The following is a 26,024-nucleotide window of genomic DNA, read 5'->3' as shown; positions in this document are numbered from 1 at the left end:
CCAATTCAAGCTTGTGATGCTTGTTTTGGCACTGCATCATAACCGCCTTTCCCCCTAGGACGCGGCCCGACGCTGCAACCCCACCGGGTGTGGCAACGGCTGCTATCGGAGCGTAGCGCTTGAACCAGAACATCCTGTGGCTGCATGAGCTTGGCTTGTCGGATTTGGCCCGCGTGGGCGGCAAGAATTCCTCGCTGGGCGAGATGATCGGCAACCTGGCCCAGCTGGGCGTGTCGGTACCTGGCGGCTACGCCACCACGGCCGAGGCGTTCAAGGACTTCATCGCGCACAACGATCTGTCCAAGCGCATCTTCGACAAGCTGGAGACGCTGGATGTCGAGGACGTCGGCGCGCTGACCGCGGCCGGCAAGGAGATCCGCAGCTGGGTCATCGATGCCCCGCTGCAGCCCGAGCTGGACAAGGACATCCGCAGCGCCTATGCGCAGCTGTCCGCCGAGAACGGCGGCGGCGATGTGGCCGTGGCCGTGCGTTCGTCGGCCACCGCCGAGGACCTGCCCGATGCGTCCTTCGCCGGACAGCAGGAGACCTTCCTCAACGTCACCGGTGCCGACGATGTCGTGCACAAGGTCAAGGAAGTCTTCGCCTCGCTCTACAACGACCGCGCGATCGCCTACCGCGTGCACCATGGCTTCAAGCACGAGGACGTGTTCCTCTCGGCCGGCGTGCAGCTGATGGTGCGCTCGGATGTGGGCGCATCGGGCGTGCTGTTCACGCTGGACACCGAGTCCGGCTTCCGCGACGTGGTGTTCGTCACCTCCTCCTTCGGCCTGGGCGAGATGGTCGTGCAGGGCGCGGTCAACCCGGACGAGTTCTACGTCTACAAGCCCACGCTCAGCGCCGGCAAGCCGGCGATCCTGCGCCGCTCGCTGGGCAGCAAGCAGGTGCGCATGGTCTATTCGGATGTGCCGGGCGAGCGCGTGCGCATCGAGGACACGCCCGGCGAGCTGCGCAACACCTTCTCCATCAGCGATGAGGATGTGCAGGAGCTGTCCAAGCAGGCGCTGATCATCGAGAAGCACTACAAGCGCCCGATGGATATCGAATGGGCCAAGGACGGGGTCAGCGGCAAGCTGTTCATCGTGCAGGCGCGCCCGGAGACGGTGAAGTCGCGCAGCCATGCGACCCAGATCGAGCGCTTCGCGCTCTCGGCCAAGGGCGCCAAGGTGCTGGCCGAGGGCCGCGCGGTGGGCGCCAAGATCGGTGCCGGCGTGGCGCGCGTGGTGCGCTCGCTTGAGGACATGGACCGCGTGCAGCCGGGCGATGTGCTGTTCGCCGACATGACCGATCCGGACTGGGAGCCGGTGATGAAGCGCGCCAGCGCCATCGTCACCAACCGCGGCGGCCGCACCTGCCATGCCGCGATCATCGCGCGCGAGCTCGGCGTGCCGGCCGTGGTCGGCTCGGGCAATGCGACCGAGCTGGTCCAGGACGGCCAGGAAGTCACCGTCAGCTGCGCCGAGGGCGACACCGGCTTCATCTACGACGGCGTGCTGGAGTTCGAGCGCACCACCACGGACCTGGGCAATATGCCGCCGGCGCCGCTGAAGATCATGATGAACGTCGCCAACCCCGAGCGCGCGTTCGACTTCGGCCAGCTGCCCAACGCCGGCATCGGCCTGGCGCGCCTGGAAATGATCATCGCCAGCCATATCGGCATCCATCCCAAGGCGCTGCTCGAGTACGACCAGCAGGACGCGGCGACCAGGAAGAAGATCGACGCCAAGATCGCCGGTTACGGCGCGCCGGTGGACTTCTACGTCAACCGCCTGGCGGAGGGCATCGCCACGCTGACCGCCTCGGTCGCGCCCAATCCGGTGATCGTGCGCCTGTCGGACTTCAAGTCCAACGAGTACGCCAACCTGATCGGCGGCACGCGCTACGAGCCGGAGGAAGAGAACCCGATGATCGGCTTCCGCGGCGCCAGCCGTTACGTCGATCCCTCGTTCACCGATGCCTTCGCGCTGGAGTGCCGTGCGGTGTTGAAGGTGCGCAACGAGATGGGCCTGGACAACCTCTGGGTCATGATCCCGTTCGTGCGCACGCTGGAGGAAGGCCGCAAGGTGGTCGAGGTGCTGGAGGACAATGGCCTGAAGCAGGGCGAGAACGGCCTGAAGATCATCATGATGTGCGAGGTGCCGTCCAACGCGCTGCTGGCCGAGGAGTTCCTGGAGATCTTCGACGGCTTCTCGATCGGCTCCAACGACCTGACCCAGCTCACCCTGGGCCTGGACCGCGACTCGTCGATCGTCGCGCACCTGTTCGACGAGCGGAATCCGGCGGTCAAGAAGCTGCTGTCGATGGCGATCAAGGCCGCGCGGGCCAAGGGCAAATACGTGGGCATCTGCGGTCAGGGCCCCTCGGACCACCCCGACCTGGCCGAGTGGCTGATGAAGGAAGGCATCGAGTCGGTCTCGCTCAATCCCGACACCGTGGTCGATACCTGGCTGGCGCTGGCCAAGACCAAGGCCGCATGATGGGGGCGATGCACGCGCTGCTGGCCGCGACGACCGCCTCGCCGGCACCGGCCAGGGCGGCCGGCGCACCGGCGTTCGACTGGAGCACGGTGGACTGGGCCGGGATCCTCCTCAACTGGGGGATCGCGCTGGTCATCGTGGTGGTGGGCATGTGGCTGTCCAAGCGCCTGAGCCTGGCGCTGGAGCGTGCCCTGACCCGCGCCCGCGTGGAGAGCACGCTCAGCAGCTTCCTGCGCAACGTGTCCTATGCGGTGCTGCTGGTGCTGGTGTTCGTCAGCGCGCTGACCAAGATCGGCGTGCCGGCGACCTCGCTGGCCACCGTGCTGGGCGCCGCCGGCCTGGCCGTCGGCCTTGCGCTGAAGGACTCGCTGTCCAACATCGCCTCGGGCGTGATGCTGATCGTGCTGCGGCCGATGCGCGACGGCGACCACGTGGTCGCGGCCGGCCAGGAGGGCATCGTCGATGAGATCCGCGTGTTCCAGACGCGCATCCGCGCCTTCGACCAGCGCGTGATCACCCTGCCCAACAGCACCATCACCACCGCGCCGATCATCAACTACTCCACCCTGCCCACGCGCCGGCTGGAGATCACGGTGGGCGTAGGCTACGACGACGACCTCAAGCAGGCCCAGCGCATCCTGCTGGAGATCGCCGAGCAGAATCCGCTGGTGCTGAAGGACCCCAAGCCGTTCGTGCAGGTCACCAACCTGGGCGAGAGCAGCGTGGACCTGATGCTGTTCGCCTATGCCAGCAACGGCGATTTCGGCAGCGCCAAGAGCACGGTGATCGAGGCCATCCGCAACCAGCTGCTGGAGCAGGGCCTGTCCATCCCCTACCCGCAGCGCGATCTGCATGTCTATCACCACGACGCCGACGGGCGGCCGCTGGCCGAGGTGCTGACCAAGGCGGTGACCGACGATGGCGACACGGGCGCGGGGCCTGGTGCGGCCAAGGGCAATTAGCGCGCGGCTTCATCGTGTGAGTTGAACAGCAATAAGGCGGCCAAGGCCGCCTTCCTGCTATCTGTAGCTGGGTGGGAGCAGGTGTCTCCTCAAATCTTGAGGCGGTCCGCCTGTAGAGCGGAGCTTGCTCCGCTGGGGCTTTCCCGCGAACTGAACGAAGATCAGCGGAGCAAGCTCCGCTCTACAGGTGGGAGCCGCCCGTGGCGGCGACGGGCTTTCCCCGGTTTCTCGGCCCCCTAGCTGCACCTAGACCTTAGCCTTCCCTTCCTGAGGAAACCCACCGTCGTTCCCGCGAACGCTGGAAACCGGCGTCTTGATCCACCGCGCGAAAGTCCCTGGATTCCCGCCTTCGCGGGAATGACGGTAGGAAGTGGCTGGCGTCTGTCAGTCACCGCCCTTGTGTGAGCCGCCATGGAGGCGACGGGGCTTTCCTAGTAGAGCCTCATCGCCGCCATGGCGGCTCCCACCGAGCTAAGTTCGCCGCGAGATTGCAGCGTGCTCAGCCCTGCTCTGGCAGCGCCAGCTGCGCCAGGTAGCGGCGGTAGTGGCGCAGCTCGGCGATCGAGTCGTGCACGTCGCTCAGCGCCGTGTGCGAGGACTGCTTCTTGACGCCTTCCAGCACCTGCGGCGCCCAGCGCCGCGCCAGTTCCTTGAGCGTACTCACGTCCAGGTTGCGGTAGTGGAAGTAGCGCTCCAGGCGCGGCATCAGCCGGTGCAGGAAGCGGCGGTCCTGGCAGATCGAGTTGCCGCACATCGGCGAGGCGTTGGCCGGCACCCAGCGCGCCAGGAACTCCACGGTCGCCGCCTCGGCCTGGCCCGGCGTCACGGTGCTGGACACCACCCGGTCCCACAGCCCGGAGCGCCGGTGCTGGTTGCGGTTCCATTCGTCCATGCGCTCCAGCGCGTCGAGCGGATGGGCGATGGCGAACTCGGGTCCCTCGGCCAGGATGTTGAGCTGGGAATCGGTCACGACCGTGGCGATTTCCAGGATCGAATCGCGGTCCGTGTCCAGTCCTGTCATCTCAAGATCGATCCAGATCAGGTGGCTGGCGTTGAGGGCTGTGGTCATGGCGAAGAAGTGAGCGGAACAGTCGTTCATCATAGCGCAGCGCCTCTGCGCGGCCGTCGGCGCCGGCTGTCCGGTGCAGGGACGCGCTCGCGTTATGGACGATGCAGATCAGCCATTACGGAGCCCGGCGTGCGCAACCCGCCTTACTTGCAGCCCGCGGCGGACGCCGGTGCATTGTCCACAAGTCCTATCCCCGCAGCGACGCATCAGCGCGATGGTGGGAATGTGGGAGCCGCCACGGCGGCGACAGGGCTGTATCGGGAAAGCCTCATCGCCGCCGTGGCGGCTCCCACGGAAGCGGAACGGCGCGTTGCGAGCGTCGGCAAGGAGCACATGCCGGCGCTGGATGGCGTGCGCGGGCTGGCGGCGCTGGCGGTGGTGGTCTCGCATCTTCCGGGCAAGTCGGCGGCCTGGGATCGGGTGAACTTCGGTGCGTGCGGGGTGCTGCTGTTCTTCGCGCTCAGCGGCTTTCTGATGGCCTACCTGCACCTGCACCAGGCCTTCAACGCGCAGACGGTGCGCCGCTTCTGCGTGGCGCGGGTGGCGCGCATCGTGCCGCTGTACTACCTGGTGGTGGTGCTGTCGTTCCTGGTCTCGCACTTCGTCCACCAGGGCTTCCACTACCAGATGGATGCGGCGCAGCTGGTGCGGCATCTGGCCTTCGTCGGTTCGGTCGGGGTGTTCTGGTCGGTGGGGCCGGAGTTCCAGTTCTATGGCTTCTTCGTGCTGCTCTGGGGGCTGGCGCTGCTGCGGGGCACGCCGCGGACCCTGGCGCTGTGCGCGCTGGGGCTGTTCGTCGTAGCCAGCTACGTCACCTCGCCTGCCCTGCCCGGCGTGCTGTTCGTGACCAAGCTGCATATCTTCCTTGCCGGCGTGGCAGTGGCCATGCTGCGTTGGCGTCTGCTGCAGCGCCAGGCGCTGTTGCGGCCTGCGACCATCGGCGGCCTGCAGCTGCTGGCCTGCCTGGGCGTGGTGCTGCTGCTGATCCCCTATCAGCACATGCTGCTGCCGCTGTTCCCGGCCGGCGAGGTCGCGGAGCATGAGCACTGGTACTACTCCGATCTGGCGCGCACGCTGATGGCGGCCCTGGCGGTGCTGGCCTTCTCCTTCCGCACCCGCGTGTCGGACGCCTTGCTGGCCAATGCCGCGGTGCGCGAGCTGGGGCGCATCAGCTTCTCGCTCTACCTGCTGCACATGCCGGTGCTGGACGCGATGCAGGCGCTGGGCCTGTTCGGCCGGATCAATCCCTGGGTCGCCGGCATCGGCTGCGTCCTGGCGAGCGTGGCGCTGGCCGCGCTGGTCAATCGGGCGATCGAGACACCTGCGCGGCGCTGGGTAACCCGCCGGCTGGGCGCATCGCACTCCGTCCCGGCAGGCTGAGGGCGCGGATCGGCGCCGCGGCCGGTCTGCCGGTCAGTCCAGCAGCGGCCTGCCGCGTTTGGCGCGGAAGTAGTTGGTCAGGCGGCGGCCCGCCTCCTCGCCCAGCACCCCGCCGGTGACCTGCACGCGATGGTTGTGGCGCGGGTCTGCGAGCAGGTCGAACACACTGCCGGCCGCGCCGGTCTTGGGATCGGAGGCGGCATAGACCACGCGCGCCAGCCGGGCATGGACCATGGCCATGGCGCACATCGCGCAGGGTTCGAGCGTGACGTAGAGCGTGCAGCCCACCAGCCGATGGTTGCGCAGGTGCGCCCCGCCCTGGCGCATGGCGACGATCTCGGCGTGCGCGCTCGGGTCGTGGTCGCAGCGGTTGCGGTTGCCGCCCTGGCCGATGCAGTGGCCGTCGGCATCGATGAGCACCGCGCCGACCGGGATCTCGTCCAGCTCGTGCTGGGCCATATCGGCCACGGCGAAGGCCTGACGCATCCAGGCTTCGTCCTGGGCATCGGGCGCGCGGGCGATGGCCTCGGCGGCGGGATCCATGACGACACGGTCTCTTGAGGGGGACAAGGGCGCGATTCTACGCGGCGCCCCGGCGCCGTTCACGCCGCGCTACCCGGATGCGGCGACAATTCAACCTGCACCAGCACCGCTGACGTGCGGCCCCGGGCCAACGACCCCGCCGCAGACGCAACGCGAATGCCGCCCACGCGCGGCCCCTCTAGCGCAGCGTCATGATCGATCAGCTCACTCCTTCGACCCCGGTTCTCCAGGCAAGTCCTGCACTGCGTCTGGCAGCCGGTCGTGGCCCGGCGCGCTCGATCCGGCCTGCCCTCCCGTTCATCCACCCCATGGAGGCACCATGAGCTACACCCTGCCCGATCTCCCCTACGCCTACGACGCGCTGGAACCCAACATCGACGCCAAGACGATGGAGATCCACCACAGCAAGCACCACCAGACCTACGTCAACTCGCTCAACGCGGCGGTGGAAGGCACGCCGTGGGCCGAGCTGCCGGTCGAGGAACTGGTGGCGCGCATCGGCGAGCTGCCCGACAAGCTCAAGGGCCCGGTTACCAACCATGGCGGCGGCCACGCCAACCATTCGCTGTTCTGGACGGTGATGTCGCCCCAGGGCGGCGGCGAGCCCAGCGGCGAACTGGCTACGGCGATCGACGCCGAGCTGGGCGGCTTCGAGGCGTTCAAGAAGGCCTTCACCCAGGCAGCGATCACCCGCTTCGGCAGCGGCTGGGCCTGGCTGTGCGTGGACAAGGCCGGCAAGCTCAGCGTGGAGAACAGCGCCAACCAGGACAGCCCGCTGATGCAGGGCCTCACGCCCATCCTGGGCCTGGACGTGTGGGAACACGCCTACTACCTCAAGTACCAGAACCGCCGGCCCGAATACATCGAGGCCTTCTACAAGGTGGTCGACTGGAACGAGGTGGCGCGCCGCTACCAGGCCGCCAGGCAGGGCTGAGTTGTTGCGGCGGACGCGCTGCGATGGCGCGCCCACCGCTTCCATCGCGTGTTGCGGGACGCGGCCTGGTCGCGTCCGGCACCCGCCAGGCGGCTCGCTATTCCACGTCCGCCTTGACCTGCGCGTGGCTCATCAGCGCGAAGATGAAGGTGCCGCCGAGCACGTTGCCGACCAGGGCCGGCAGCACCACGCCGACGAGCGAGGGCCAGACCTGCGCCTGGCCGAGCAGGATCACATACATCACCTCGATCGTGCCCACCACCACGTGGGCCACGCCGGCCACGCCCATCAGCCAGGTCACGATCACGATCATCGCCAGCTTGTTCTGCTCGATCGCGTGCAGCATCCACACCAGCGTGGCGATCAGCCAGCCGGCCAACACTGCGGTGCCGAAGGTCGTGGCCAGCGGCACCTGGCCCAGGTGCAGGCCGATCTCCAGCAGCGCCTTGTCCACCTCGGGCGTGAACATCGGCAGCCAGGCGAACACCGCCGCGGCGATGAAGCCACCCACCAGATTGCCCAGCAGCACGATGCCCCACAGCCGCAGCAGTCGGCCCAGGCTGTACAGGCTGAAGTTGCGCATCACCGGCAGGACCGGGGTGATGGTGTTCTCGGTGAACAGCTGCTGCCCGGCGCTGATGACGAACACGAAGCCCAGCGCATAGCCGCGGCCTCGATCAGGAACGCGGCCGGCGCATCCGGCAGATACGCCTGCAGCAGCGCCCGGCCCAGGAAGGACATGCTCATCGTCATGCCGGCGGCGATGGCCGACCAGAACAGCGCGAAGAAGTCGCGCGCCAGCTCCTTCTCGCCCTGTCGGCTGATGCGCTCGTGCACCGCGGCCGCCTTGGACGGCGCGCGTTCCTCGAGCTCTTCCTCGCGGACATTGTCCAGCTCCGCGACCGGTTCGGCCATGGCGGTGATCCAGGGTGTGGGGGCGCACATCGTAGGGACTGGCGGTGTCTGGACAGCGTGCACGGCGACCCGGCCGTCCTGCGTTCCGTCTCCTTGTCGGGCATGGCTCGGCAATGGCGCTGGCGGTGCAGGTTCGGTGTCGCCTGCCCTGCCCAACCGACTCCCCGCCACGTCCGCGTTCCCGGAGCGCCGCACTCAGGGCTGGCTTATCCGCCAGGGCCTCCGCGCCAGCACTGCGAAAGCGGCCAACGCCGCGAACAGCCAGCCGCTCCAGACCGTCCCCTGCATCCCGAACGCATCGATGAAACCGCCGCCAACGGCCGCGCCCAGCACCACACCCAGGTTGGCGGCGGAGACGAAGAGGCTGGTGACGAACTCGGGCGCGTCCGGCGCCGACGAGGTCATCCAGAGCTGGCTGACGATCAGGCCGCTGGTATGCGCGGCGCCCCACAGCAGGCAGAGCGGCAGCATGATCGCCAACGAGGCCGATGCGTACGTCAGCAGCACGCCATAGGCGGCCGCCAGGACCACGGGATAGAGCAAGACGGTCCCGGCCAGTCGACGGCCCAGCGCGCGTCCGGCCAGCAGGTTGCCCAGCACGCCGCCCACTCCGAACACGCCCAGCAGCAGGCCGATCGCCTCACCGCCCAGGTGCGCCCGTCGCGCCAGGTATTCGGCGGCGTAGCTGTAGACCGAGAACATCGCGGCGAACACGCACACCGTCGCGGCGACCGACAGCCAGACCGCCGGCCTGCGCAGAACCGCCAGCACCGTCCCCGGGGCCTGGGGCCTGGCCTCATGCCTGGGTGGCAGCATGCTCCACACCCCGACGGCGGCCACCAGGCTCACCGCGGCGCAGAAGTAGAACGAGGCCTCGTAGGACAGCGTGACCTCGATCCAGGTCGCCAGCGGCACGCCCAGCACCAGCCCCAGCGTGGTGCCGAGAAAGGCCATCGAGGTGGCGTGCGCGGCGCGCTGCGGCGGGTACAGCGACACGGCCGCAGCGAAGGCCACCGAGAAGAACACCGGATGCAGCAGCGCCGAGGGCACCCGCAGCGCCATCAGCGCGCCGAAGCTGGGCGCCCAGGCCGACAACAGGCTGCACAGGCTGAAGACCAGCAGGCAGGCGGCCAGCACCTTGCGCCGGTCCAGGCGCGAGAGCCACAGCACCATGGCCGGCCCGCACACCGCGACCACGGTCGCGAACAGCGCCACCAGCCCGCCGGTCTGGGCCACGCCGACACCGTAGCGCTGGACCACGGCCGGCAGGATGCCGACCACGCCGAACTCGACCACATAGAGGCCGAACAGGCCCAGCGCGATGAAGAACAAGGGCCGGGTGCCGATCATGGCCGCGCCTGGCACTGGCGTGCGGACAGCGCCCGGCATGCGGCGGCGCACGCCGGCTTGCTGACGGCCTGAAGACCCTCGGGCAGATGCGCAGGTGGAGCATCCTGGGGTTGAAGGAGTACGGAACGCGTCATGGCAGGGCCTTGATCGGGTGGGCAATGCCGCGACGATAGGAATCCCTTGATTGGAGAAAAAGCGGGCTACAGTTCCTCGATGTGCGGAATCAAATGTCCGCAATCCTCGAGGAGAGCCGAACGTGGAAAGCCTGACGGGCTTTGCGGTGTTCATGCAGGTCGCCGAGACGCGCAGCTTCGTCGCCGCCGGCCGGCTGCTGGGCGTGTCGGCCTCGGCCGTCGGCAAGCGCGTGGCGCGGCTGGAAGACAAGCTCGAGGTGCGCCTGTTCCATCGCAGCACGCGCAGCGTCACCTTGACCGCCGAGGGCCTGCTGTTCCTGGAGCGCAGCCGCCGCATCCTGGCCGAGATCGAGGCGGCCGAGCTGGAGCTGTCGCAGGCGTCGGCCGCGCCGCGCGGCCGTCTGCGGGTGAGCCTGCCCCTGGTCAGCTCGCTGGTGCTGCCGGTCCTGGGCGATTTCATGCGCGCGTATCCCGAGATCGAGCTGGACCTGGACTTCACCGACCGGATGGTCGATTTGGTCGAGGAAGGCTTCGATGCCGTCGTGCGCACGGGCCAGCCGGCCGACTCGCGCCTGTCGGCCCGGCGCCTGGGCAGCTTCCAGATGCGGCTGGTGGCCTCGCCGGACTATCTGGCGCGCCGCGGCACGCCGATGACGCGCGCCGATCTGCGTGGGCACACCTGCCTGCACTATCGCTATCCCAACAGCGGCAAGCTGGAGACCTGGGCGCTGCGGCCGGCCCCGGGCGAGCCCGAGCTGCAGCTGCCCACCTCGATGATCTGCAACAACATCGAGGCGCGCCTGTGTTTCGCCCTGCGGGGCCTGGGAATCGCCCACCTGCCGGATTTCGCCATCCATGCGCTGTTGGCAGAGGGGCGACTCAAGTCGATCCTCAGCGAGCATGTGGAGCGCACTGGGGTATTCCACGTGCTGTGGCCGGCAGGCAAGCATCCCTCCCCCCAAAGTTCCGGGCCCTGGTCGACTTCCTGTGCGCGCGTGTGTTTCCGCAGGCCGAGTGCAGTCCGCCTGCGCCAAGCGATCGGCGCGGCCGGCGGCGCGCTGCCGCATCTTCCTGAGCCGCGCGCTCGCGCATGCCGAGCCTGCCTCGGCCAGGCTGCACGATCCGAAAGACTTCCCCTCGGCGCCCGCATCCTGCTCGGCCGCGCGCTCCATTCCGCTGATTTCGTCGATATCCTTCGAGTTCTCCTACCTGCCCGTTTCCTTGGTCCGCCATGCGTTTCTCTTCCGACGAGATCGCCGCAGCGCTTGCCACCGTGCGCGCCGCCCTGCCGCCGACGCCGCAGTACCGCTGGCCGCAGATCGAACAGGCGCTGGGCGCCGAGGTCTGGATCAAGCATGAGAACCACACGCCCGTGGGCGCCTTCAAGGTGCGCGGCGGGCTGACCTATTTCGAGGAGCTGCGCCGCGCCCAGCCGGAGGTGCGGCAGGTGATCAGCGCCACCCGCGGCAACCATGGGCAGTCGGTCGGCTTTGCCGCGCGCCGCCACGGCCTGCAGGCGACCATCGTGGTGCCGCATGGCAACTCGGTGGAGAAGAACGCGGCCATGCGGGCGCTGGGCGTGGAGCTGGTCGAGCATGGCGAGGACTTCCAGGCCGCGTCGGACCACGCCGCCGCGCTGGCGAGCGCGCATGGCCTGCACCGCATCCCCTCCTTCCATCGCGAGCTGGTGCGCGGCGTGGCCACGGCCTATGTGGAGTTCTTCGAGGCGACCAAGGCCGCTGGCGGGGCGCCGGATGTGCTGTTCGTGCCCATCGGCCTGGGCTCGGGCTTCGCCGGCGCGACTGCTGCGCGCGCCTACTGCGGCGTGAGCACGCGGCTGGTCGGCGTGGTCTCGGCGCATGCCGATGCCAGCCTGCAGTCCTGGCGCAGCGGCATGCTGGTGGAGTCGCCCGCCAACACCCGTCTCGCCGACGGCATGGCCTGCCGCTTGCCGGTGGCCGAGGCGATGGCGGTGGTGCGTGCCGAGGCCGAGGACGTGGTCGCGGTCACCGACGATGAGGTGGCCGCCGCGATGCGCCTGCTCTACACCGCCACCCACAACGTGGCCGAGGGCGCCGCCGCCGCCGCGCTGGCGGCGGCCATGCAGCAGCGCAGGTTCTGGGCGGGGCAGCGCATCGGCGTGGCGCTCACCGGCGGCAATGTGGATGCGCCGCTGTTCGCCGAGGTGCTGGCCGGGTGAGGCCGGGCGTCCGGGGCGGTTGCCCTGCCCTCTTGTAGTGGGCCTGCCCGATCCGGCTTTCGGTCCGCGTCAGCCGGACGCGTTGGCAAGCGCCCTGATGCGCTGCGCGACTTCGGGATCGGTCGGGTTGTAGACGATCATGCTCAGGTCCGGCCGACCGTCGACGGCGAAGGCCGAGTATTCCAGTGCGATGGGCCCCAGCTCCGGATGCAGCAGGCGCTTGAGGTGTTCGCCGCCGCCCGCGTCGAGCACTTCGTTGTCATGCCACAGCGCTTCGAACTCCGGGCTGAGCCTGCAGAGCTCGTCCACCAGCTCACCGACTTCGGAGGCCAGGCCGGCGCGCGCCACGTCGGCGCGGAAGCCGCCCACCACGAAGCGGGCCACGCTGTCCCAGTCGTGCTGCTTGGCGCGCGCGGCCGGATCGCGGAACAGGAAGTAGAGGATGTTGCGCTGGCCCACCGGCAGCGCGCCGTAGTCGGTCAACACGACGGTGGCGGCCCGGTTCCAGGCCACGATCTCCCAGGTGGCCGTGCGGATGATCGCCGGGCTCGCGTCGAGCAGATCGAGCAACCGCTGCAGGCGGGGGCTGACGCTGTCCACCGCCTTGTAGCGGACCTCGGGCGGCCGCCCCAGGCCGAGCATGAACAGATGTTCGCGCTCGGCCTCGGTGAGCATGAGCGCGCTGGCCACGCGGTCCAGGACCTCAGCCGATGGCGCGCCGCCGCGGCCCTGTTCGAGCCAGGTGTACCAGGTCGGGCTGATATGGGCGCGTTGCGCGACCTCTTCCCGGCGCAGCCCGGGCGTTCGCCTGCGCCCGGTGAAGCCGAAGCTGGCCGGGTCCAGGCGCGTGCGGCGGCTTCTCAGGAAATCGCCCAGGGATTTGGCCGTGCCGACGGGCATGCGGAGCCTGTTAGTCGCTTTACTAGGATGAGATCACTAATTTACCGGTATGGAGATCTGCCAGATAGTGCGCAGCTCCACGCTCAGGACACCGCACCATGCGCATCTTTCTTACCGGCGCGACCGGCTTCATCGGCTCGGCCCTCGTCCCCGAACTCATCGGCGCAGGCCACCAGGTCATCGGCGTCACCCGCTCCGACGCGGGTGCCCAGGCGCTGCGCGCCGCGGGCGCCGAGGTCTATCGCGGCACGCTCGAAGATCCCGAAGGCCTGCGTGCCGGCGCCGCCCAGGCGGACGGCGTGATCCATACCGCGTTCGATCACGACTTCTCGCGCTTCGTCGAGAACTGCCAGAAGGACGGGCGCGTCATCGCCGCGCTCGGCGAGGCGCTCAAGGGCTCCGACCGTCCGCTGGTCATCACCTCGGGAACGGGATTCGGCATCGCCCGGGACGGCGAACTGGCGAGCGAGGACGTTTTCAATCCCGATCATCCCAATCCGCGCGTCGCCTCCGAGCTGGCCGGCAATGCCCTGCTGGAGGCTGGCGTGAATGTGTCGGTGGTGCGGCTGCCGCAGGTCCACGATCCGCTCCGGCAGGGCCTGGTCTCGCCGCTGATCGCCGTTGCCCGCGACAAGGGCTACGTCGCCTATGTCGGCGAGGGCCGCAATCGCTGGTCGGCCGGGCATCTTGCCGATGTGGTGCGCCTGTACCGGCTTGCCGTGGAGGCGGCCGTTCGCGGGGCGCGCTATCACGCGGTCGGCGAGGAAGGCGTCAGCAGCCGCGACATCGCCGAATCGCTCGGTCGCGGGCTGAAGCTGCCGGTGGTGTCGGTCGCGCCGAAAGAGGCCCCGGCCTACTTCGGCTGGCTGATGCACTTCGCCGCGCAGGACATGCCGGCCTCCAGTGCCCTCACCCAGGCGCGGCTGCACTGGCATCCGACGGGGCCGACGCTGCTCGCCGATCTCGACCTGGCCCGCTACGCGCAATAAAGGCTCCACCAGCGCGCGCCGCAACCATCCCGCGGCGCGTAGGCCTTACGTGCTCCAACCAGCGAACGGCTAGCGTCCGATCCAGCGCATTGACGAACGGGATCAGGCGTTGACGCAAGGCTGGCGGAACGGGCGACTCGCCAGGACCGCCAGCAGTCGGCCCTGAAAGATTTTCGCTAGCGCTCCGCCGACGCGTCCGCAGGCAGCAGCAGCAGCCGCACCAGCGGATTGGGGAAGCGTCTCGACATGGTGACGGCGAGGAAGGTCTCCACGATGTCGGGCAGCTGATCGCCTTCGACCAGCACGCCGGCGGCGATCTCGTCCTTGACGACGATGGGCGGCAGGACCGCCAGGCCGATGTCCTCGCGCGCGAGCAGACGCATCATCGCCATGTCCTCCACTTCCGCCACGATCTGCGGCCGTACGCCCAGGCGATCGGCCAGGGCGTCGAAGCCGGTGCGCACGCTGCTGTCCACGGTCGGCAGGATGATGGGGTGGTCTCGCAGGCGCTCGGCGAGGCTCGCGGCATGGCCAAGTCGGTCCGGCGTGCCCACCAGGCTGACCGGGCGCTGTGCCAGCCGGTGGGTCACGAAGGGCGTCAGCGCGTCGCCGGGCGGCGCCTGATTGAGCAGCACGACGTCCAGGTTGAGCGCCTCCAGCGCCCGCAGCAGTTCGCCCGCACTGCCAGAGCGCAGGATCAGATCGATGTCCGTGCGGCCAAGCACCGGGCGCAGGAACTCCATCTGGAAATTGCGCGACAGCGTGGCAAGCGAACCCACGCGCAGCGCCTGCCGTGCCGCACCGGTCTGCCGCAGCGTGCCCAGCAGCTCGTCGCCGGTGGCGAAGATCGCGTCGGCGTGGTCGAGCACGATCTGCCCGGCCTCGGTTAGATGCAGCTGCCGCCCTCGCCGCTCGAACAGCGCATGCCCCAGACGCTCCTCGAGCTTGCGGATCTGCACCGACAGGGCCGACTGGGTCAGGTGCAGCCGCTCCGCGGTACGGGTGAGGTTGCCGTCGTGCGCGACCGCCCAGAAGTAGCGCAGGTGGTTGTAGTTCAACGCGGCCATATCGTTCGATATTAGCGAACGAAGTGGCGAACACAATGAATTTTTTTCGTCCCCGTCGATCCCTATCGTGGCGCCCGCCTGCCACCGCGCTCGATCCAGGGGACCGCCTTGTCGCTCTATCTGCTGCCGCTCTCTGCCCCGCTCCTCCTACTTCTTGCCGCCGGTCTTGGCGGCCTCCGCAGCGGTCGACGCCCGCCCCTGCTGCCCCTGGTCGCCGAAGGCGCGGCGCTTGGCGCCCTGCTCATCGCGCTGGCCTCGCTTGCGCTGCTGATCGTGCAAGGCGCTGGCACCAGCGCCTTGCTGGGCTGGGGCGGCATCGGCCTGTCCGTGCGGCTGGATGCGGTCAGCGCGACGATGCTCCTGCTGGTGGCCTTCGTCGGCTGGATCGTGGTGCGCTATGCCCGCACTTATCTGGACGGCGAGGCGCGTCAGGGCTACTTCATCGGCTGGCTCTGCGCCGCGCTCGCGGCGGTCCTGCTGCTCGTCCAGGCCGGCAATCTGGTCCAGCTGGTGGTCGCCTGGATCGCGACCAGCCTCGCCCTGCGTCGCCTGCTGCTGTTCTATCCCGAGCGCGTGGCCGCGCGGCGTGCGGCACGCAAGAAGCGGCTGTTCTCCACGCTCGGCGCCGTCGCGCTGATCGGCGCGGCCGCCCTCATCTGGATGCGCCAGGGCACCACCGACATCGCCACGATCAATGCGATGGCCCGCGCGGGAGCGCACGCCTGGATCCTGGTCGTGGCGGCCGCCCTGCTCGCGCTGGCCGCGGTGCTGAAGTCCGCCCAGTTCCCGACCCATGGCTGGCTGACCGAGATGATGGAGGCGCCCACGCCGGTGTCGGCGCTGCTGCACGCCGGTGTGGTCAACGGCGGCGGCTTCCTGCTGATCCGGTTCGCAGACCTGATGCTGCTCAGCCCCGGCGTGCTCGCCGTGCTGGCCATGCTGGGCGGCTTCACCGCGCTGTTCGGCGCGCTGGTGATGCTGACCCAGCCCGCGGTCAAGACCTCGCTGGCCTGGTCCACGGTCGCGCAGATGGGCTTCATGATCCTGCAGTGCGGCCTTGCGCTGTTTCCGCTGGCGCTGCTGCATATCGTGGCGCACTCGCTCTACAAGGCCCATGCCTTTCTCGCCTCCGGCGACGCGGTCGAGCAGGTGGCGGCCACGCGCCGGCCTGGGCCGGTCGCGGTCCCCAGCGTGTCGGCGGTCGGTCGGGCCTTCCTGATCGCGCTGGCGATCTATGTCGGGATCGGCGCGGTCTTCGGGCTCACGTTCGGCTTCGGGCACAAGTCGCCCCAGGCGCTGGCGCTGGGCGCGATCCTGATCTTCGGGGTGGCCTATCTGCTGGCCCAGGGCCTGGCCGACGCGGCGCCGCGCGCGCTGACGCGCAGGACGGCGCTCTACGCCTGCGCCGCGGCGGTCGGCTACTTCGCGCTGCAGAGTGTCGCCGAGTGGCTGACCGCGGGCGTTCTGCCCGCCACGCCGGCGCCGGGTCGACTGGAGTGGACGCTCCTGGCGCTGGCGGTGCTGAGCTTCGGGTTGGTCGCCGTGGCGCAGGCGCTGTTCCCGCTGTGGGCCTCGCATCCGGCGACCGCCGGACTGCGCGTCCACCTCTCCAATGGCCTGTACGTCAACGCCGCGCTCGACCGCCTGCTCGGCGGCTGGTCGGTCTCCAAGGCCTCGTGACCCCACAAGCGACAGGACACTGCTCATGCCGATGACCTCGACCGAATCGCCGCGCCTGTCCCACGACGGGATCATCGAGGCAGCGCATCGCGCGGCGCGCGCGATCCCCCCGCTCTGGCCGCTGGCCTCGAGCGTTGCGGTCAATCCCTTCCTCGGCCAGACGGGTGAGCCGCTGGCGACCGCGGCGGCACGCCTGCGGCGCACGGCCGGCATCGCATTGACCATGCCGCGGGCCTGGTATGCGCAGCGCTGGCACGCCGGCGAGATCGCCGAGGCGGACCTGCAGGCGGCCTTGCAACGCGCTCCGGCTGCGCCGTGCCCACCCAGCCTGTCCACTCTCAAGCACGCGATGCAAGGCGCGCGCGGCGCACCGCAGGCGATCCCGACCGTGGCCGATCTGGCACGCCAGGTCGCGACCATCGACTGGCCGGGCATCGTCAACGAGCGCATCGGGCACTGGGCATCGAGCTACTTCGATCAGGGCCAGGCGCTGTGGAGCGCTGGGCCATCCGGCGGCGCCTATGCCGCGTGGCGCGTCATCGCGACCCACGACCTGAGCCCGGAGGTCGCCGGCCTGACGGGATTCGCGCGGCACATGGCGCAGATGCCCGTCAGCGCCGAGGACGCGATCGTCGAAGGCGCTGTCAGCCTCGGGCTCTCCCAGGACGCGCTGGAGAGCTACTTCCACCGGCTGCTGAGCACGCTCGGCGGCTGGGCTCAGCTGGCCCGGTATCGACTGTGGCAAGCGGAGTTGAACGGAGGCCACGATGCGTCCGTCATCGACCTGCTCGCCATCCGCATGGCCTGGGAGGTGGCATTGCTGCGCAAGTTCGGCGCACAGCTGGCGTCCCGATGGCAGATGGCCCTCTGCGCTTACGCCGCGCCGGTGTCCGCGACGTCGGGGGACCTCGTCGACAGTCTTCTGCAGGAGGCGGCCGAGTGCGCGGCGCAGCGGCGGCTCGGCGCCCTGCTTGCAGACGCATCCCCGGCGCGTCCGCCCGCTGGCCGTGCGCAGCTGCAGATGGCCTTCTGCATCGACGTGCGCTCGGAGGTGTTCCGCCGTGCGCTGGAAAGCCTGGATCCCGGCATCCAGACGCTCGGGTTCGCCGGCTTCTTCGGGCTGGGGATCGGCCATCGGCGTTTCGCCTCGGACGTGGTCGAGGCGCGGCTGCCCGTGCTGCTGGCGCCGGCTGTCTTCACCCGCTCCGGGGAGGCCACACCTGCGCTGACCGCTGCGGACCTGCGCGCTCGCATCAAGGCGCGGACCAAGCGCGCCTGGGGCCGCTTCAAGCTGGCCGTGATTTCCTCCTTCGCCTTCGTCGAGGCCACGGGCCCGGTCTACGTCGCCAAGCTGCTGCGCGACGGGCTAGCGCTGACGCGGCATCGCGCGTCGAACGATCCCCCACCGCATCCGGCCAGCAGTCTCGACCTCGAGACGCGACTGACCATGGCCACCCGCGTGCTCAAGGCCATGTCGCTCACCACCGGCTTCGCCAGGCTCGTCATCCTCGCCGGCCATGGCGCCAACGTGGTCAACAATCCACATGCCAGCGCCCTGCACTGCGGCGCGTGCGGCGGCTACTCGGGTGCCGCCGCCTGCCTGCCGGTAGGTGTCCAGCCCGACGAAGCGCACCAGCGCGTGCGTGGCGTCGATTTCGCGCTCGGTCAGGCGCTCGCGCAGCTTGGACGGGCTGCGCTGCCATTCCGGCGCACCATAGAATGCGGCTTCCTGCGCGGCGTGGTCGTCGGTGATAGTCAAGGCCATCAACTGTTCCAGCGTGACGGTTCCGGCGCGGTAGTCGGCCATCAGGCGCGGCGCGATGTGGGCGAGCTTCAAGCGGCGCTGCACCACCAGCGGGGACACGCCGAAGTCGGCGGCAATGTCCTCGATGGGCCGGCCGTCCTTGACCAGCGCGGCGAACGCCTCGAACTGGTCGGCGGGGTGCATCTGCTCGCGCATCAGGTTTTCCGCGAGGCTGACAGTGCGGGCCGAAGCATCGGGCACCAGCAGGCACGGCACTTCGTAGTCGGCGGGGATGCGCTTCTTCTTCGCCAGCAGCTTCAAGGCGGTCAGGCGGCGATCACCGGCCACTACCGCGTAAGTCTGGCCATCGGCGGAAAGGATGACGATAAGGTTTTGCAGCAGGCCGATGCGGGCAATGCTCGCGGCCAGTTCAGGGATGGACAGGCGCGGCATCTTGCGGGCGTTGCGCTTGGAGCGGCGCGGCAGCAACTGCGAGAGCGGAACCAGAATCAGGTTCTTGGACGGGTCGGCCATTTCTAGCGGGCCGGCGGCTTCGATGGCGACGGCTTCGGTTTTGAGTACGGCGTTCATGGTGATAACTCCTATCGGTTCAGGGATGCAGCAGCGAGAGAAGCGGCAAGGGCTGCTGCCTGCCCCTGCCGCGTGGGGATTCAGGCTTTCAACTGGCGCAGGCCATCGGCCAGCAGCCACAGGGCGCGGTTCAGGCGAACGCTTTGGTCGATGCCCTGCACGGGCCGGGTGGTCTGGCGGCGGCCATTCGCGGCGCGGGCGGACAGGCCGCCTTTGGTCAAGTTCTCCTGCGTGCGGTTGAACACGCTCCACAGGTCGCGGCGGTCGTCGTCATGGCGGCGCGGCATCAGGATTTGCGATTCCGTGATGGGCGCGGGCTTGTCCTCGTCGTACTTCAACACCAGCGCAGCGCGGGCGAACACTTCCGATTCCCCGACGTCCAGCGTGATCGCGCGCATGGCATCGCGCGATTCCTGCGCTCGGTCGAAGCCGTGCAGGACTTCGTAAGCGCCTTCGATGACGTGCCCGGCTACGTCGCCCTTGTGCGGCACGCGCACGTCGGTCACGGTGTCGCCGCAGACAAGGCCATTGCTGCAAACGAAGCGGAACATCCCGGCCAGCATCTGGTAGCTGCTGGTGCCGTCATGGGAGTTCAGCAGGATGATTTCGTTGGCCTCGCGGCCGTTGATCTGGCTGGCGTGGCGCAGCCGGATCATGTGCTTGGTGTAGTCGCGGCGGTCGTCGTGGCGTACGCGGGTCTGCGTCACCATGAAAGGCTCGAAGCCTTCCCCGCGCAGTTTTTGCAGCACGGTGGCGGTGGGGATGTAGCTGTACCGCTCTGACCGGCTTTCGTGTGGAGCCTCTGCAAAGATGGACGGGGCCACGGCCCGGATTTGGTCATCGGACAAGGGACGTTCCGAACGCAGCACCGGGGAACTGGAAGCGAAGCGGGAAGCGAGTTGCATGGCATTTCTCCTGATAAAAAAAAAATAGGTTTGCTGTTCACACCGCACACCGAATTCCTAGATTCGGAGCCCAGCCTCTCGGCTGTTTGGTGCGGTCGGCACGAGGAACCCGGTTGGCCCTGTTGCCACCGTCTTTCCTGAGTTCATCGCCCGCGACGAACGGGAGCCCGTGGACGGGGGCCGTCAAGGAAACAAGCGCGGGGTTGGTGCGGCCCGCAGCGCAGCGAGGACACGGCCCTGCGCGCCTTGACGGCACACGGCCGCGGGCCACATTCGCGGACAAGGTGATGGAGTCAGGAAAGACGGCTGGACAAGGCAACGGCCCTGCAGCACGCCGACCGCACGGCAAGCGAAGCGCGCAGGCCCGAAGCTGGAAGCCGGGCCGGAGGCGTCAGCCGAGCGGAGCGAGGGAACGATGGGAGCCCGAAGGGGCGAGACGCCGCAGGCGACTCGATGCGAAGCACGACAGCGCGACCGGCCATCTCCCAGGTGGCTGGGGACGCCCGAACGCAAAGTGGCCTTTACGATGACGCCATGCCCGAGACAGAACACGCCGGTTCCGACGACCCCCTGGAACACATGCTCCGGCGCTCGGAGGCCCTGCACGAACGATTCAACGAACTGCTGGACGACGCCGAATTTGACGGCTCTCCACGCGGCGAAGCAGCTCTGGGCATGTGCCTGGTCGCCATGGAACACGCCACGGCCTTGCATGCCTTGATGGCGCTACGCATGCCGACCTCGGCCGTCAGCCTGATGCGGCTGCAGTTCGAAGCGCTGACCCGCGCGATGTGGCTCATCTATGCGGCCCCCGACACAGCGATCGAGAAGCTTTCGGCCCCGCTCACGCTGGAGGCCGAACAGGCCGCCAAGAACCTGCCCAGCGCGAAGGAGATGATCGATCAGATCGGCAAGCGCGTCGGACAGGATGCGCCGGCAGCAGCCCACCAGATGCTGGTCCATTTCAAGGACATCTCCTGGAACGCCATGAACTCGTTCGTGCACGGCGGCATCCATCCCCTGCGGCGCAACGCCGATGGCTTCCCGGTGCACCTGGCCCTGCAGGTGCTGCGCAACTCGAACGGGCTGAGCACCATGACCGCCATGACGATGGCCATCCTCACCGGCGATGAAGCCATCACCAAGCCGATGAGTAAGATCCAGCCGGCATTTGCCGACTGCCTGCCCGATCTGCTCAAGCCCTGAAAGTCAGGGCGTCGATGACGCCCTGATGGTGGGTCAGACGATGAGCCGCCCGGCCAGCCGCGCATCACGCGCGTAGGCGCTCAAGCGCTTCTCCGCGCGAAAGTGCAGATCACGCTCGACCGGCAAGCCCAGCCGCCCCCGCACGGTTGCCAGTTCCTGCAGACTGACCCAGCCCAGCTCCGGGGCACCCAGACCCAGGTCGCAAAGACCGAAGGCATGGTCATGGTCGTCGGGATCGATCTCGGTCAGCAGCCAGGTCGCGCCCGCATCGGGCGTGAACAGCTTGACCACGGGCGCCGGATCGAAGTCGGCGTCCTGCAGCGATTCGCGGCCGTTGGCCAGCAGCAGCACGCGTTGCGCGTCGGTGATGAGTACGTTCATGGTGAACTCCAGAAGAAATGCCGGGCGGGATTGCCCGCAGCCTCTGGGTCACGGCGCAGCGCAGCGGTCAAGGTTCGAAGACGGCCGCCCAGGCCGCCAGCGCATCGCCGATGCGCGCCGACCTTGACGGCGAGAACGACGTGGCACGCTGGGTGCAACAGCAAGCCAGCCCCACCTCCGTCCTGCAACGGCCTCGTGCCATGCCATGGCACGCTGTTCACGGAACAGGAAAAACCGGGAGCCTATGCGGTTCCCGGTTGCGCGGGTTCAGATCAGCCCGCGCTCGGCAAAGGACAGGATCGTCGGCCCGGCCACGATCAGGTGATCGATGACCCGCACGTCCACCAGCGACAGCGCGCTCTTGAGCGTCTGCGTCAGCATCTCGTCCGCCCGCGACGGCTCGGCCACCCCCGGTGGATGGTTGTGCACCAGGATCAGCGCCGCCGAATTGCGCGCCAGGGCTTCCTTGACGATCTCGCGCGGGTACACCGACGTCTGGCTCACCGTGCCGCGGAACATCTCCACGTACTCGATGACCCGGTGCTGCGCATCCAGGTGGATCACCGCAAACACCTCGTGCTCCAGCGTGCCCAGCTTGATGCGCAGGAAGTCGCGCACCGCCTGCGGCGACGACAGCAACTCGGTCCCGCGCAACTGGCCCGCCAGCACCCGCAACGCCGCCTGCAGCACTTCCGCAGGGGCGACCGAGCAGTACTCACCCGCAACATCACGAACGAGCAGTGAACCAGCAGCAGAAGGAACGGCAGCGAAGGAATCGAGGGAAGAGAACAGATCGTGCGACATGACGAACTCCGGTGATCGGGCGGGATTGCCCGAGACCGGAACCGGCACGCCGCAGCGCAGCTGTCACAGGTTCAACGACGGCCGCCAGGCCGCAAGCGCAGGAGTGCGCGCAGACCTTGACTGCGAGAACGGTGTGCAAGGATGAAGGGAACAGCAAGCCAGCCCACCACCACGCCCGCATTGCACGGGCAAGCGCAGCGCGCATCGGCAACGCCGCGAAGGCATCAGTGATGGGAGCCGAAGGGGCGAGACGACGCAGGAAGCTCGATGCACAGCACGGACAGCGCGGCCCGGCATCGCCGGGGAGGCCCGAACCTGGCTACTGCGATGGCAACTGCTTGATTTCCGCGATGAACTGCAGTTGCTGCAGGTACTCGGAATGGGTCTTTGCCAGCCATCGGACCACGGCGGCGTTCTCCAGAAGCGTCTTTCCGATGTACGTCTTGATGATCTCAAGCTGCAGGTTGGCCGGGCCGTAGCCCTCTTCCAGCAACCGGGTGTCCGCCTGCACGGCCGCCAACTCCCGCTCCAGGCGCTGGAGCGCCTCCGTCGGCCCTCCCCGCTGCGCTTTGGCGGACGCCTCCTCGGTCAACTGGTCGGGCGACGTCGCCTGCAGCATCGCCAGTGCCAGCTTCGCGGAATAGTTGCCAAGATTGATCATGGCCTGTGCCACGTCGATCTGCCGGAACGGCTTCATCTGCTTCAACGCGCGGAACACGGCATAGGTGGCCGGCTTGTCCGCCAGCAGCGCCACAGCTTCGCTGCAGATGCCGTCCAGCAGCTTGAACTGCTGGCGGATGGCACCAGGCGTCACATCCAGAACGTCGGCCAACTGCTGCACCGACACGCCCCGCTCGGCGGCCCGGACGATCATCCGGTGCTCCTGCACCACCGAGAGACGGTTGACGCGCTTGTTGTAGGTATAGCCCTCGTCGTCCGTCGAAATCAGGCACAGCGCCTTCTGCGCACCCCGGTCTCGCAATGCCTCCAGCCGCATGCGGCCATCCAGCACGATGAACGAGCCGACGCTCTGCCGGCTGTGGGCAACGACGATCGGCTCAACCAAGCCAATGGTCTGCACTGAGGTGCACACCTGCTTGTACTTGACGGTCTCCTTGATTCCGGTCGGCAGCGGTATCTCCACATGGAGCAGGTCCAGTGCGATCTCCATGCAGTCGCGCTCGAACCCGAGCCGCACCGACTTCGGCGGCTTCTTGCTCATCGCGCGAACCCTCCGCGTGGCGCCAGTTCCGCCAGTGGTTGCGGAACGCTACCCAGCTTCTCCGCCTTCAACAGGGCGCAGAAGTCCTTGCTGGCGAAAAGCTCCTTGAAGATCTGCCGCGCCAGCAGCAGTGATTTCTGCGTGTACTCTGCCTTCTTCTGGATACGACGATGCATGTCCACGTCACGCTGATAGAGCTTCGTGAGTTCCTCCGGACTCATCTGTCGCCGGGAGGGCCCTTTGGCGAAAGAGTTGTTGCCCTTCTTTCCGCTGCGCTCCCGCTGTTCCAGGATCTTGCGAACGACAGTGACCTTGCGGCCCTTCAGTTCGCCACTCTCGTAGGCATCCAGCAGAAGCTGCTGAGCCTCGCTGCCGCTGGCCCGCGAGATGCTGACCGCCAGGTGCAGTGGGATGTGGCCGGCCTCCGTTGCCGCCAGCAGGCGTTTCTCCCCGCGTTCCAGCAGATTGGCCACGTTGTTGACCCAGGACGCGGTGCAGCCGAGCTTGCCCGCGACCTCGCTGTCCGTGTAGCCGCGCTGCTTCAGCACGCGAACCTGCTCCAACGTCTCCACCGCCCGGGGCGTTCGCCGCGCGACGTTTTCCACGATGCTCATGACGTGGCCTGTCTCTTCGTCCACGTCAACGACCAGCGCGGCAATCTCGGTCTGCCCGAGCATCTTGCAGGATTCCAGCCGCCCTTGTCCGCAGATGAGTGCGTAGGGCGTGGTCCCCTCCCCTGACGAAACACGGCGCACCGTAATAGGCCGCTTGAGCCCCACCTGGTCGATGCTGTCGGTGATCGTCTTGTGGATCTTCGCGTTGCGCACGCGCGGGTTCGCCACCGCGATGTCGCTGATCGGGATCATCTCGATGCGTGCGGAAGATGACGTCATGCGGCCTCCTGCAGGGAAACACGCCCCGCCAGCTGAAAGAAGAAATCCAGGGAATCAGTGCGGTACGCATCCAGCGTGAAGCCGTTGTCCTCCAGCGTCGGCAACGCCTCGGCCGAGAAGTCGATGGCCGGAAACACGTAGTAGTCGAAGGCTCGCTGATTCCCAGGGTCCATGCGCGCCACCACCGTGATGTCGGGCCGGAGGCTGGCATCGAACCGGATGCGCCAGCGGTGCGACCCAGCAGGCGTTGGCTTGCACCGTGCGATGACCAGCGAGACCGTGAACTCGCCGTTGACGGTGAGCAGGTCGGTGCCGGGATCGCGCACCGTCCAGCCACCCGCGGTCTGGATGCTGGCCGCCATTTCTTCAATCAGTTCCGGATGGCGCCGGCGCAGCGAACGGTTGATCTCCAGGTAGGCGTAGTCACGCCTAGGCGTGTAGCCGATGAGGCTGTAGGCCCGCAGCAGGCTACCGAACCGGCTTCGGTAGGCCGAGCTGGAAGGGGCATCGTCGTCCTCGTCGATGACCATGCCCGACAACGCACCGTGCTTCTCCAGCGTCTGGCGTAGCAGGTCCAGCAACTGCGCGTCATCCAGGTGGCGGGAGCGGGCCATGATGATCGTCTGGGCCTGCAGGAACAGGTGCACGGGAACGATCGCCTCGAATGCACCATCCCGTCGGATCCACTTGTCCGGCGGGTTGCGCACGTGCTTGACCTTGAGCTTGAACGACGTGCGGTTGTAGACGTTGTTCCCGATGTACTTCTCGTTAGTCAGGATCTGGTGAATCGAGCCGCGCGACCAGAGCGTGCCGGCATCCGACAGGATGCCCTCGCGATTCAGGACCGAGGCGATGACGCGCTCGGGCATGCCTTCCTCCAGGAAGAGCCGGTAGATGCGGAGCACTACGGCGATCTCTTCGGGCGGACCGGGCACCAGCACCACGCGGTCGGTCTGGATGCTCTTCTTCTCACCGCGCGACAGCAGCCCTTTGACGTTGTGCTGCTCGTCGATCAACTGCCGTCGCAGCCCGTAGCCGGGCGCGCCTCCCTGCCGATAGCCGTGCTGAACGATGTTGCAGGCCCCGGCGAACACCTTGACCGACAACTCTCGGCTGTACTCCGCCGCCATGCTGCGCTTGATGCCGATGAACACCGTCGAAGGCAGAGAGCCGTCGTTGTTGAACGGCTCGGCGCAATAGATCACGCGGATGCCGCGGCTCTTGCACGCATGCTCATAGACCGCCGCCTCGTCGGGGTCGGGGAAACGCCCCCATCGGCTCACGTCGTACACCAGCACGGCGCTGAACCCAGGGTTGGGCTGCTTGACGTCGCGCAGAAGCGACTGCAGGCCGCCGCGACCCTTGAGGTTCAGGCCACTCTTGCCGGAGTCCGTGTAGGTCCGGACGATCCGCATGCCGTGGCGGGTTGCGTACTCCGAAATCCTTTCGGCCTGGTTCTCCGTCGAGTACTTCTGGTGTTCGGTGGACATGCGAACGTACTGGGCCACCGGAATACCGGCTTCCCCTGAATCACCATCACTGTCCAGTCCAGCATGATTCAGCACCCGCGCGCCCAACCTCTTTTTGAGAACGGCTACATCCCTGAATGATTGGGAACATGCATGTCGTCCTCATGACAGGCTGCACCATCCCCTTCAGT

Annotated in this window: 22 protein-coding genes and 3 pseudogenes; 10 read left to right on the top strand and 15 right to left on the bottom strand. The window is 67.9% G+C overall.

The window, feature by feature from the left end; all coding sequences use genetic code 11:
* Window positions 1-119 precede the first annotated feature (119 nt).
* Complete coding sequence (gene ppsA / locus EAT51_RS12210) at window positions 120-2,495, top strand: phosphoenolpyruvate synthase (protein ID WP_130561687.1); 2,376 nt, start codon at window positions 120-122, stop codon at window positions 2,493-2,495.
* A complete protein-coding gene (locus tag EAT51_RS12205; protein WP_165422713.1) occupies window positions 2,495-3,457 on the top strand; it encodes a mechanosensitive ion channel family protein in 963 nt (320 codons plus the stop codon). Before ppsA ends, EAT51_RS12205 begins: the two co-directional genes overlap by 1 nt.
* A gap of 499 nt (window positions 3,458-3,956) precedes the next feature.
* Here the strand turns inward: EAT51_RS12205 and orn are convergent, their stop codons facing one another.
* Window positions 3,957-4,526 carry an oligoribonuclease gene (gene orn, locus EAT51_RS12200; RefSeq protein WP_130518406.1) on the bottom strand — a complete coding sequence of 190 codons (570 nt, stop codon included), beginning with the start codon at window positions 4,524-4,526 and terminating at the stop codon, window positions 3,957-3,959.
* Between the two features lie 333 nt (window positions 4,527-4,859).
* Between orn and EAT51_RS12195 the strand changes: the two genes are divergently transcribed.
* Window positions 4,860-5,906 (top strand): acyltransferase family protein, encoded by a 1,047-nt coding sequence (locus EAT51_RS12195; RefSeq protein ID WP_130518404.1) that lies wholly within the window; start codon window positions 4,860-4,862, stop codon window positions 5,904-5,906.
* Between the two features lie 33 nt (window positions 5,907-5,939).
* Here EAT51_RS12195 and tadA read toward each other — a convergent pair whose 3' ends face one another.
* The gene (gene tadA / locus EAT51_RS12190; RefSeq protein ID WP_130518402.1) at window positions 5,940-6,449 is read right to left on the bottom strand and encodes a tRNA adenosine(34) deaminase TadA; all 510 of its coding nucleotides are present in this window, start codon (window positions 6,447-6,449) and stop codon (window positions 5,940-5,942) included.
* A 319-nt stretch (window positions 6,450-6,768) separates the two neighbouring features.
* On the opposite strand from tadA, the gene EAT51_RS12185 reads away from it, so the two are divergent.
* Window positions 6,769-7,383, top strand: coding sequence for a superoxide dismutase (locus EAT51_RS12185; RefSeq protein ID WP_130518400.1), 615 nt, complete (start codon window positions 6,769-6,771; stop codon window positions 7,381-7,383).
* 97 nt (window positions 7,384-7,480) lie between these two features.
* Here EAT51_RS12185 and EAT51_RS12180 read toward each other — a convergent pair whose 3' ends face one another.
* The 3 genes from EAT51_RS12180 to EAT51_RS12175 all read right to left on the bottom strand — a co-directional run bounded on the left by EAT51_RS12180 (window position 7,481) and on the right by EAT51_RS12175 (window position 9,648).
* Window positions 7,481-8,032, bottom strand: a complete 552-nt coding sequence (locus EAT51_RS12180; protein WP_205953547.1) for a formate/nitrite transporter family protein — start codon at window positions 8,030-8,032, stop codon at window positions 7,481-7,483.
* On the bottom strand, window positions 7,966-8,298 hold the full coding sequence (locus tag EAT51_RS20435) for a hypothetical protein (protein ID WP_205953546.1): 333 nt from the start codon (window positions 8,296-8,298) through the stop codon (window positions 7,966-7,968). Before EAT51_RS20435 ends, EAT51_RS12180 begins: the two co-directional genes overlap by 67 nt.
* A gap of 195 nt (window positions 8,299-8,493) precedes the next feature.
* The gene (locus tag EAT51_RS12175) at window positions 8,494-9,648 is read right to left on the bottom strand and encodes an MFS transporter (RefSeq protein WP_130518398.1); all 1,155 of its coding nucleotides are present in this window, start codon (window positions 9,646-9,648) and stop codon (window positions 8,494-8,496) included.
* A 286-nt stretch (window positions 9,649-9,934) separates the two neighbouring features.
* Here EAT51_RS12175 and EAT51_RS12170 point away from each other — a divergent pair.
* Window positions 9,935-10,857: pseudogene (locus EAT51_RS12170) on the top strand (LysR family transcriptional regulator).
* 198 nt (window positions 10,858-11,055) lie between these two features.
* Window positions 11,056-11,982, top strand: coding sequence for a threonine dehydratase (locus tag EAT51_RS12165; protein WP_235872367.1), 927 nt, complete (start codon window positions 11,056-11,058; stop codon window positions 11,980-11,982).
* Window positions 11,983-12,051: 69 nt separating this feature from the next.
* On the opposite strand, the gene EAT51_RS12160 is transcribed toward EAT51_RS12165, so the two are convergent.
* Entirely contained in the window at window positions 12,052-12,882 is an 831-nt protein-coding gene (locus EAT51_RS12160) for a helix-turn-helix transcriptional regulator (RefSeq protein WP_130518394.1), read from the bottom strand.
* 98 nt (window positions 12,883-12,980) lie between these two features.
* Here EAT51_RS12160 and EAT51_RS12155 point away from each other — a divergent pair, with 98 nt between their 5' ends.
* The gene (locus EAT51_RS12155; protein ID WP_130518392.1) at window positions 12,981-13,871 is read left to right on the top strand and encodes an SDR family oxidoreductase; all 891 of its coding nucleotides are present in this window, start codon (window positions 12,981-12,983) and stop codon (window positions 13,869-13,871) included.
* Between the two features lie 176 nt (window positions 13,872-14,047).
* Here EAT51_RS12155 and EAT51_RS12150 read toward each other — a convergent pair whose 3' ends face one another.
* Window positions 14,048-14,938, bottom strand: coding sequence for a LysR family transcriptional regulator (locus EAT51_RS12150; RefSeq protein ID WP_130518390.1), 891 nt, complete (start codon window positions 14,936-14,938; stop codon window positions 14,048-14,050).
* Between the two features lie 147 nt (window positions 14,939-15,085).
* Window positions 15,086-15,217, bottom strand: a complete 132-nt coding sequence (locus tag EAT51_RS20785; RefSeq protein WP_265937030.1) for a hypothetical protein — start codon at window positions 15,215-15,217, stop codon at window positions 15,086-15,088.
* Here EAT51_RS20785 and EAT51_RS12145 point away from each other — a divergent pair.
* Together EAT51_RS12145 and EAT51_RS12140 are read left to right on the top strand one after the other, a co-directional pair.
* The gene (locus tag EAT51_RS12145; RefSeq protein WP_425478197.1) at window positions 15,212-16,618 is read left to right on the top strand and encodes a proton-conducting transporter transmembrane domain-containing protein; all 1,407 of its coding nucleotides are present in this window, start codon (window positions 15,212-15,214) and stop codon (window positions 16,616-16,618) included. The two genes, EAT51_RS20785 and EAT51_RS12145, sit on opposite strands and share 6 nt — an antisense overlap.
* Window positions 16,619-16,643: 25 nt before the next feature.
* Window positions 16,644-18,206 (top strand): annotated as a pseudogene (locus EAT51_RS12140) (putative inorganic carbon transporter subunit DabA); the annotation flags it as partial.
* 432 nt (window positions 18,207-18,638) lie between these two features.
* Here EAT51_RS12140 and EAT51_RS20910 read toward each other — a convergent pair.
* Window positions 18,639-18,815: pseudogene (locus tag EAT51_RS20910) on the bottom strand (ParB/Srx family N-terminal domain-containing protein); the annotation flags it as partial.
* A gap of 218 nt (window positions 18,816-19,033) precedes the next feature.
* Entirely contained in the window at window positions 19,034-19,858 is an 825-nt protein-coding gene (locus tag EAT51_RS12130) for a DUF932 domain-containing protein (RefSeq protein ID WP_130518386.1), read from the bottom strand.
* 534 nt (window positions 19,859-20,392) lie between these two features.
* Between EAT51_RS12130 and EAT51_RS12125 the strand changes: the two genes are divergently transcribed.
* Window positions 20,393-21,064, top strand: a complete 672-nt coding sequence (locus EAT51_RS12125; protein WP_130518384.1) for a DUF6988 family protein — start codon at window positions 20,393-20,395, stop codon at window positions 21,062-21,064.
* A 33-nt stretch (window positions 21,065-21,097) separates the two neighbouring features.
* On the opposite strand, the gene EAT51_RS12120 is transcribed toward EAT51_RS12125, so the two are convergent.
* The 5 genes from EAT51_RS12120 to EAT51_RS12100 all read right to left on the bottom strand — a co-directional run bounded on the left by EAT51_RS12120 (window position 21,098) and on the right by EAT51_RS12100 (window position 25,872).
* A complete protein-coding gene (locus EAT51_RS12120) occupies window positions 21,098-21,445 on the bottom strand; it encodes a DUF2958 domain-containing protein (protein ID WP_130518382.1) in 348 nt (115 codons plus the stop codon).
* 267 nt (window positions 21,446-21,712) lie between these two features.
* Complete coding sequence (gene radC / locus EAT51_RS12115; RefSeq protein WP_130518380.1) at window positions 21,713-22,249, bottom strand: RadC family protein; 537 nt, start codon at window positions 22,247-22,249, stop codon at window positions 21,713-21,715.
* Window positions 22,250-22,568: 319 nt separating this feature from the next.
* Window positions 22,569-23,471, bottom strand: a complete 903-nt coding sequence (locus EAT51_RS12110; protein WP_130518378.1) for a plasmid partitioning protein RepB C-terminal domain-containing protein — start codon at window positions 23,469-23,471, stop codon at window positions 22,569-22,571.
* Window positions 23,468-24,364, bottom strand: coding sequence for a plasmid partitioning protein RepB C-terminal domain-containing protein (locus tag EAT51_RS12105; protein ID WP_130518377.1), 897 nt, complete (start codon window positions 24,362-24,364; stop codon window positions 23,468-23,470). Before EAT51_RS12105 ends, EAT51_RS12110 begins: the two co-directional genes overlap by 4 nt.
* Window positions 24,361-25,872: a recombinase family protein gene (locus EAT51_RS12100; protein WP_265937029.1), complete on the bottom strand. Its 1,512-nt coding sequence runs from the start codon at window positions 25,870-25,872 to the stop codon at window positions 24,361-24,363. The genes EAT51_RS12105 and EAT51_RS12100 overlap by 4 nt, the downstream gene beginning before the upstream one ends.
* Window positions 25,873-26,024 lie beyond the last annotated feature (152 nt).

Origin of the sequence: Pseudoxanthomonas winnipegensis (assembly GCF_004283755.1) — a bacterium.
In the GTDB taxonomy this organism is placed as follows: Bacteria; Pseudomonadota; Gammaproteobacteria; order Xanthomonadales; family Xanthomonadaceae; genus Pseudoxanthomonas_A; species Pseudoxanthomonas_A winnipegensis.
The sequence above is the reverse complement of the archived record's forward strand: the minus strand, read 5'-3'. Positions and strand labels throughout refer to the sequence as shown.

Bases quoted from the DNA above. Each gene is read 5' to 3' on its own strand.
- EAT51_RS12110 (WP_130518378.1), bottom strand. From the start codon at position 23,471: ATGAGCAAGAAGCCGCCGAAGTCGGTGCGGCTCGGGTTCGAGCGCGAC.
- EAT51_RS12105 (WP_130518377.1), bottom strand. From the start codon at position 24,364: ATGACGTCATCTTCCGCACGCATCGAGATGATCCCGATCAGCGACATC.
- EAT51_RS12155 (WP_130518392.1), top strand. From the start codon at position 12,981: ATGCGCATCTTTCTTACCGGCGCGACCGGCTTCATCGGCTCGGCCCTC.
- tadA (WP_130518402.1), bottom strand. From the start codon at position 6,449: ATGGATCCCGCCGCCGAGGCCATCGCCCGCGCGCCCGATGCCCAGGAC.
- EAT51_RS12120 (WP_130518382.1), bottom strand. From the start codon at position 21,445: ATGAACGTACTCATCACCGACGCGCAACGCGTGCTGCTGCTGGCCAAC.
- EAT51_RS12150 (WP_130518390.1), bottom strand. From the start codon at position 14,938: ATGGCCGCGTTGAACTACAACCACCTGCGCTACTTCTGGGCGGTCGCG.
- EAT51_RS12130 (WP_130518386.1), bottom strand. From the start codon at position 19,858: ATGCAACTCGCTTCCCGCTTCGCTTCCAGTTCCCCGGTGCTGCGTTCG.
- EAT51_RS12205 (WP_165422713.1), top strand. From the start codon at position 2,495: ATGGGGGCGATGCACGCGCTGCTGGCCGCGACGACCGCCTCGCCGGCA.
- EAT51_RS12160 (WP_130518394.1), bottom strand. From the start codon at position 12,882: ATGCCCGTCGGCACGGCCAAATCCCTGGGCGATTTCCTGAGAAGCCGC.
- EAT51_RS12175 (WP_130518398.1), bottom strand. From the start codon at position 9,648: ATGATCGGCACCCGGCCCTTGTTCTTCATCGCGCTGGGCCTGTTCGGC.
- radC (WP_130518380.1), bottom strand. From the start codon at position 22,249: ATGTCGCACGATCTGTTCTCTTCCCTCGATTCCTTCGCTGCCGTTCCT.
- EAT51_RS20435 (WP_205953546.1), bottom strand. From the start codon at position 8,298: ATGGCCGAACCGGTCGCGGAGCTGGACAATGTCCGCGAGGAAGAGCTC.
- EAT51_RS12125 (WP_130518384.1), top strand. From the start codon at position 20,393: ATGCCCGAGACAGAACACGCCGGTTCCGACGACCCCCTGGAACACATG.
- orn (WP_130518406.1), bottom strand. From the start codon at position 4,526: ATGACCACAGCCCTCAACGCCAGCCACCTGATCTGGATCGATCTTGAG.
- EAT51_RS12185 (WP_130518400.1), top strand. From the start codon at position 6,769: ATGAGCTACACCCTGCCCGATCTCCCCTACGCCTACGACGCGCTGGAA.
- EAT51_RS12195 (WP_130518404.1), top strand. From the start codon at position 4,860: ATGCCGGCGCTGGATGGCGTGCGCGGGCTGGCGGCGCTGGCGGTGGTG.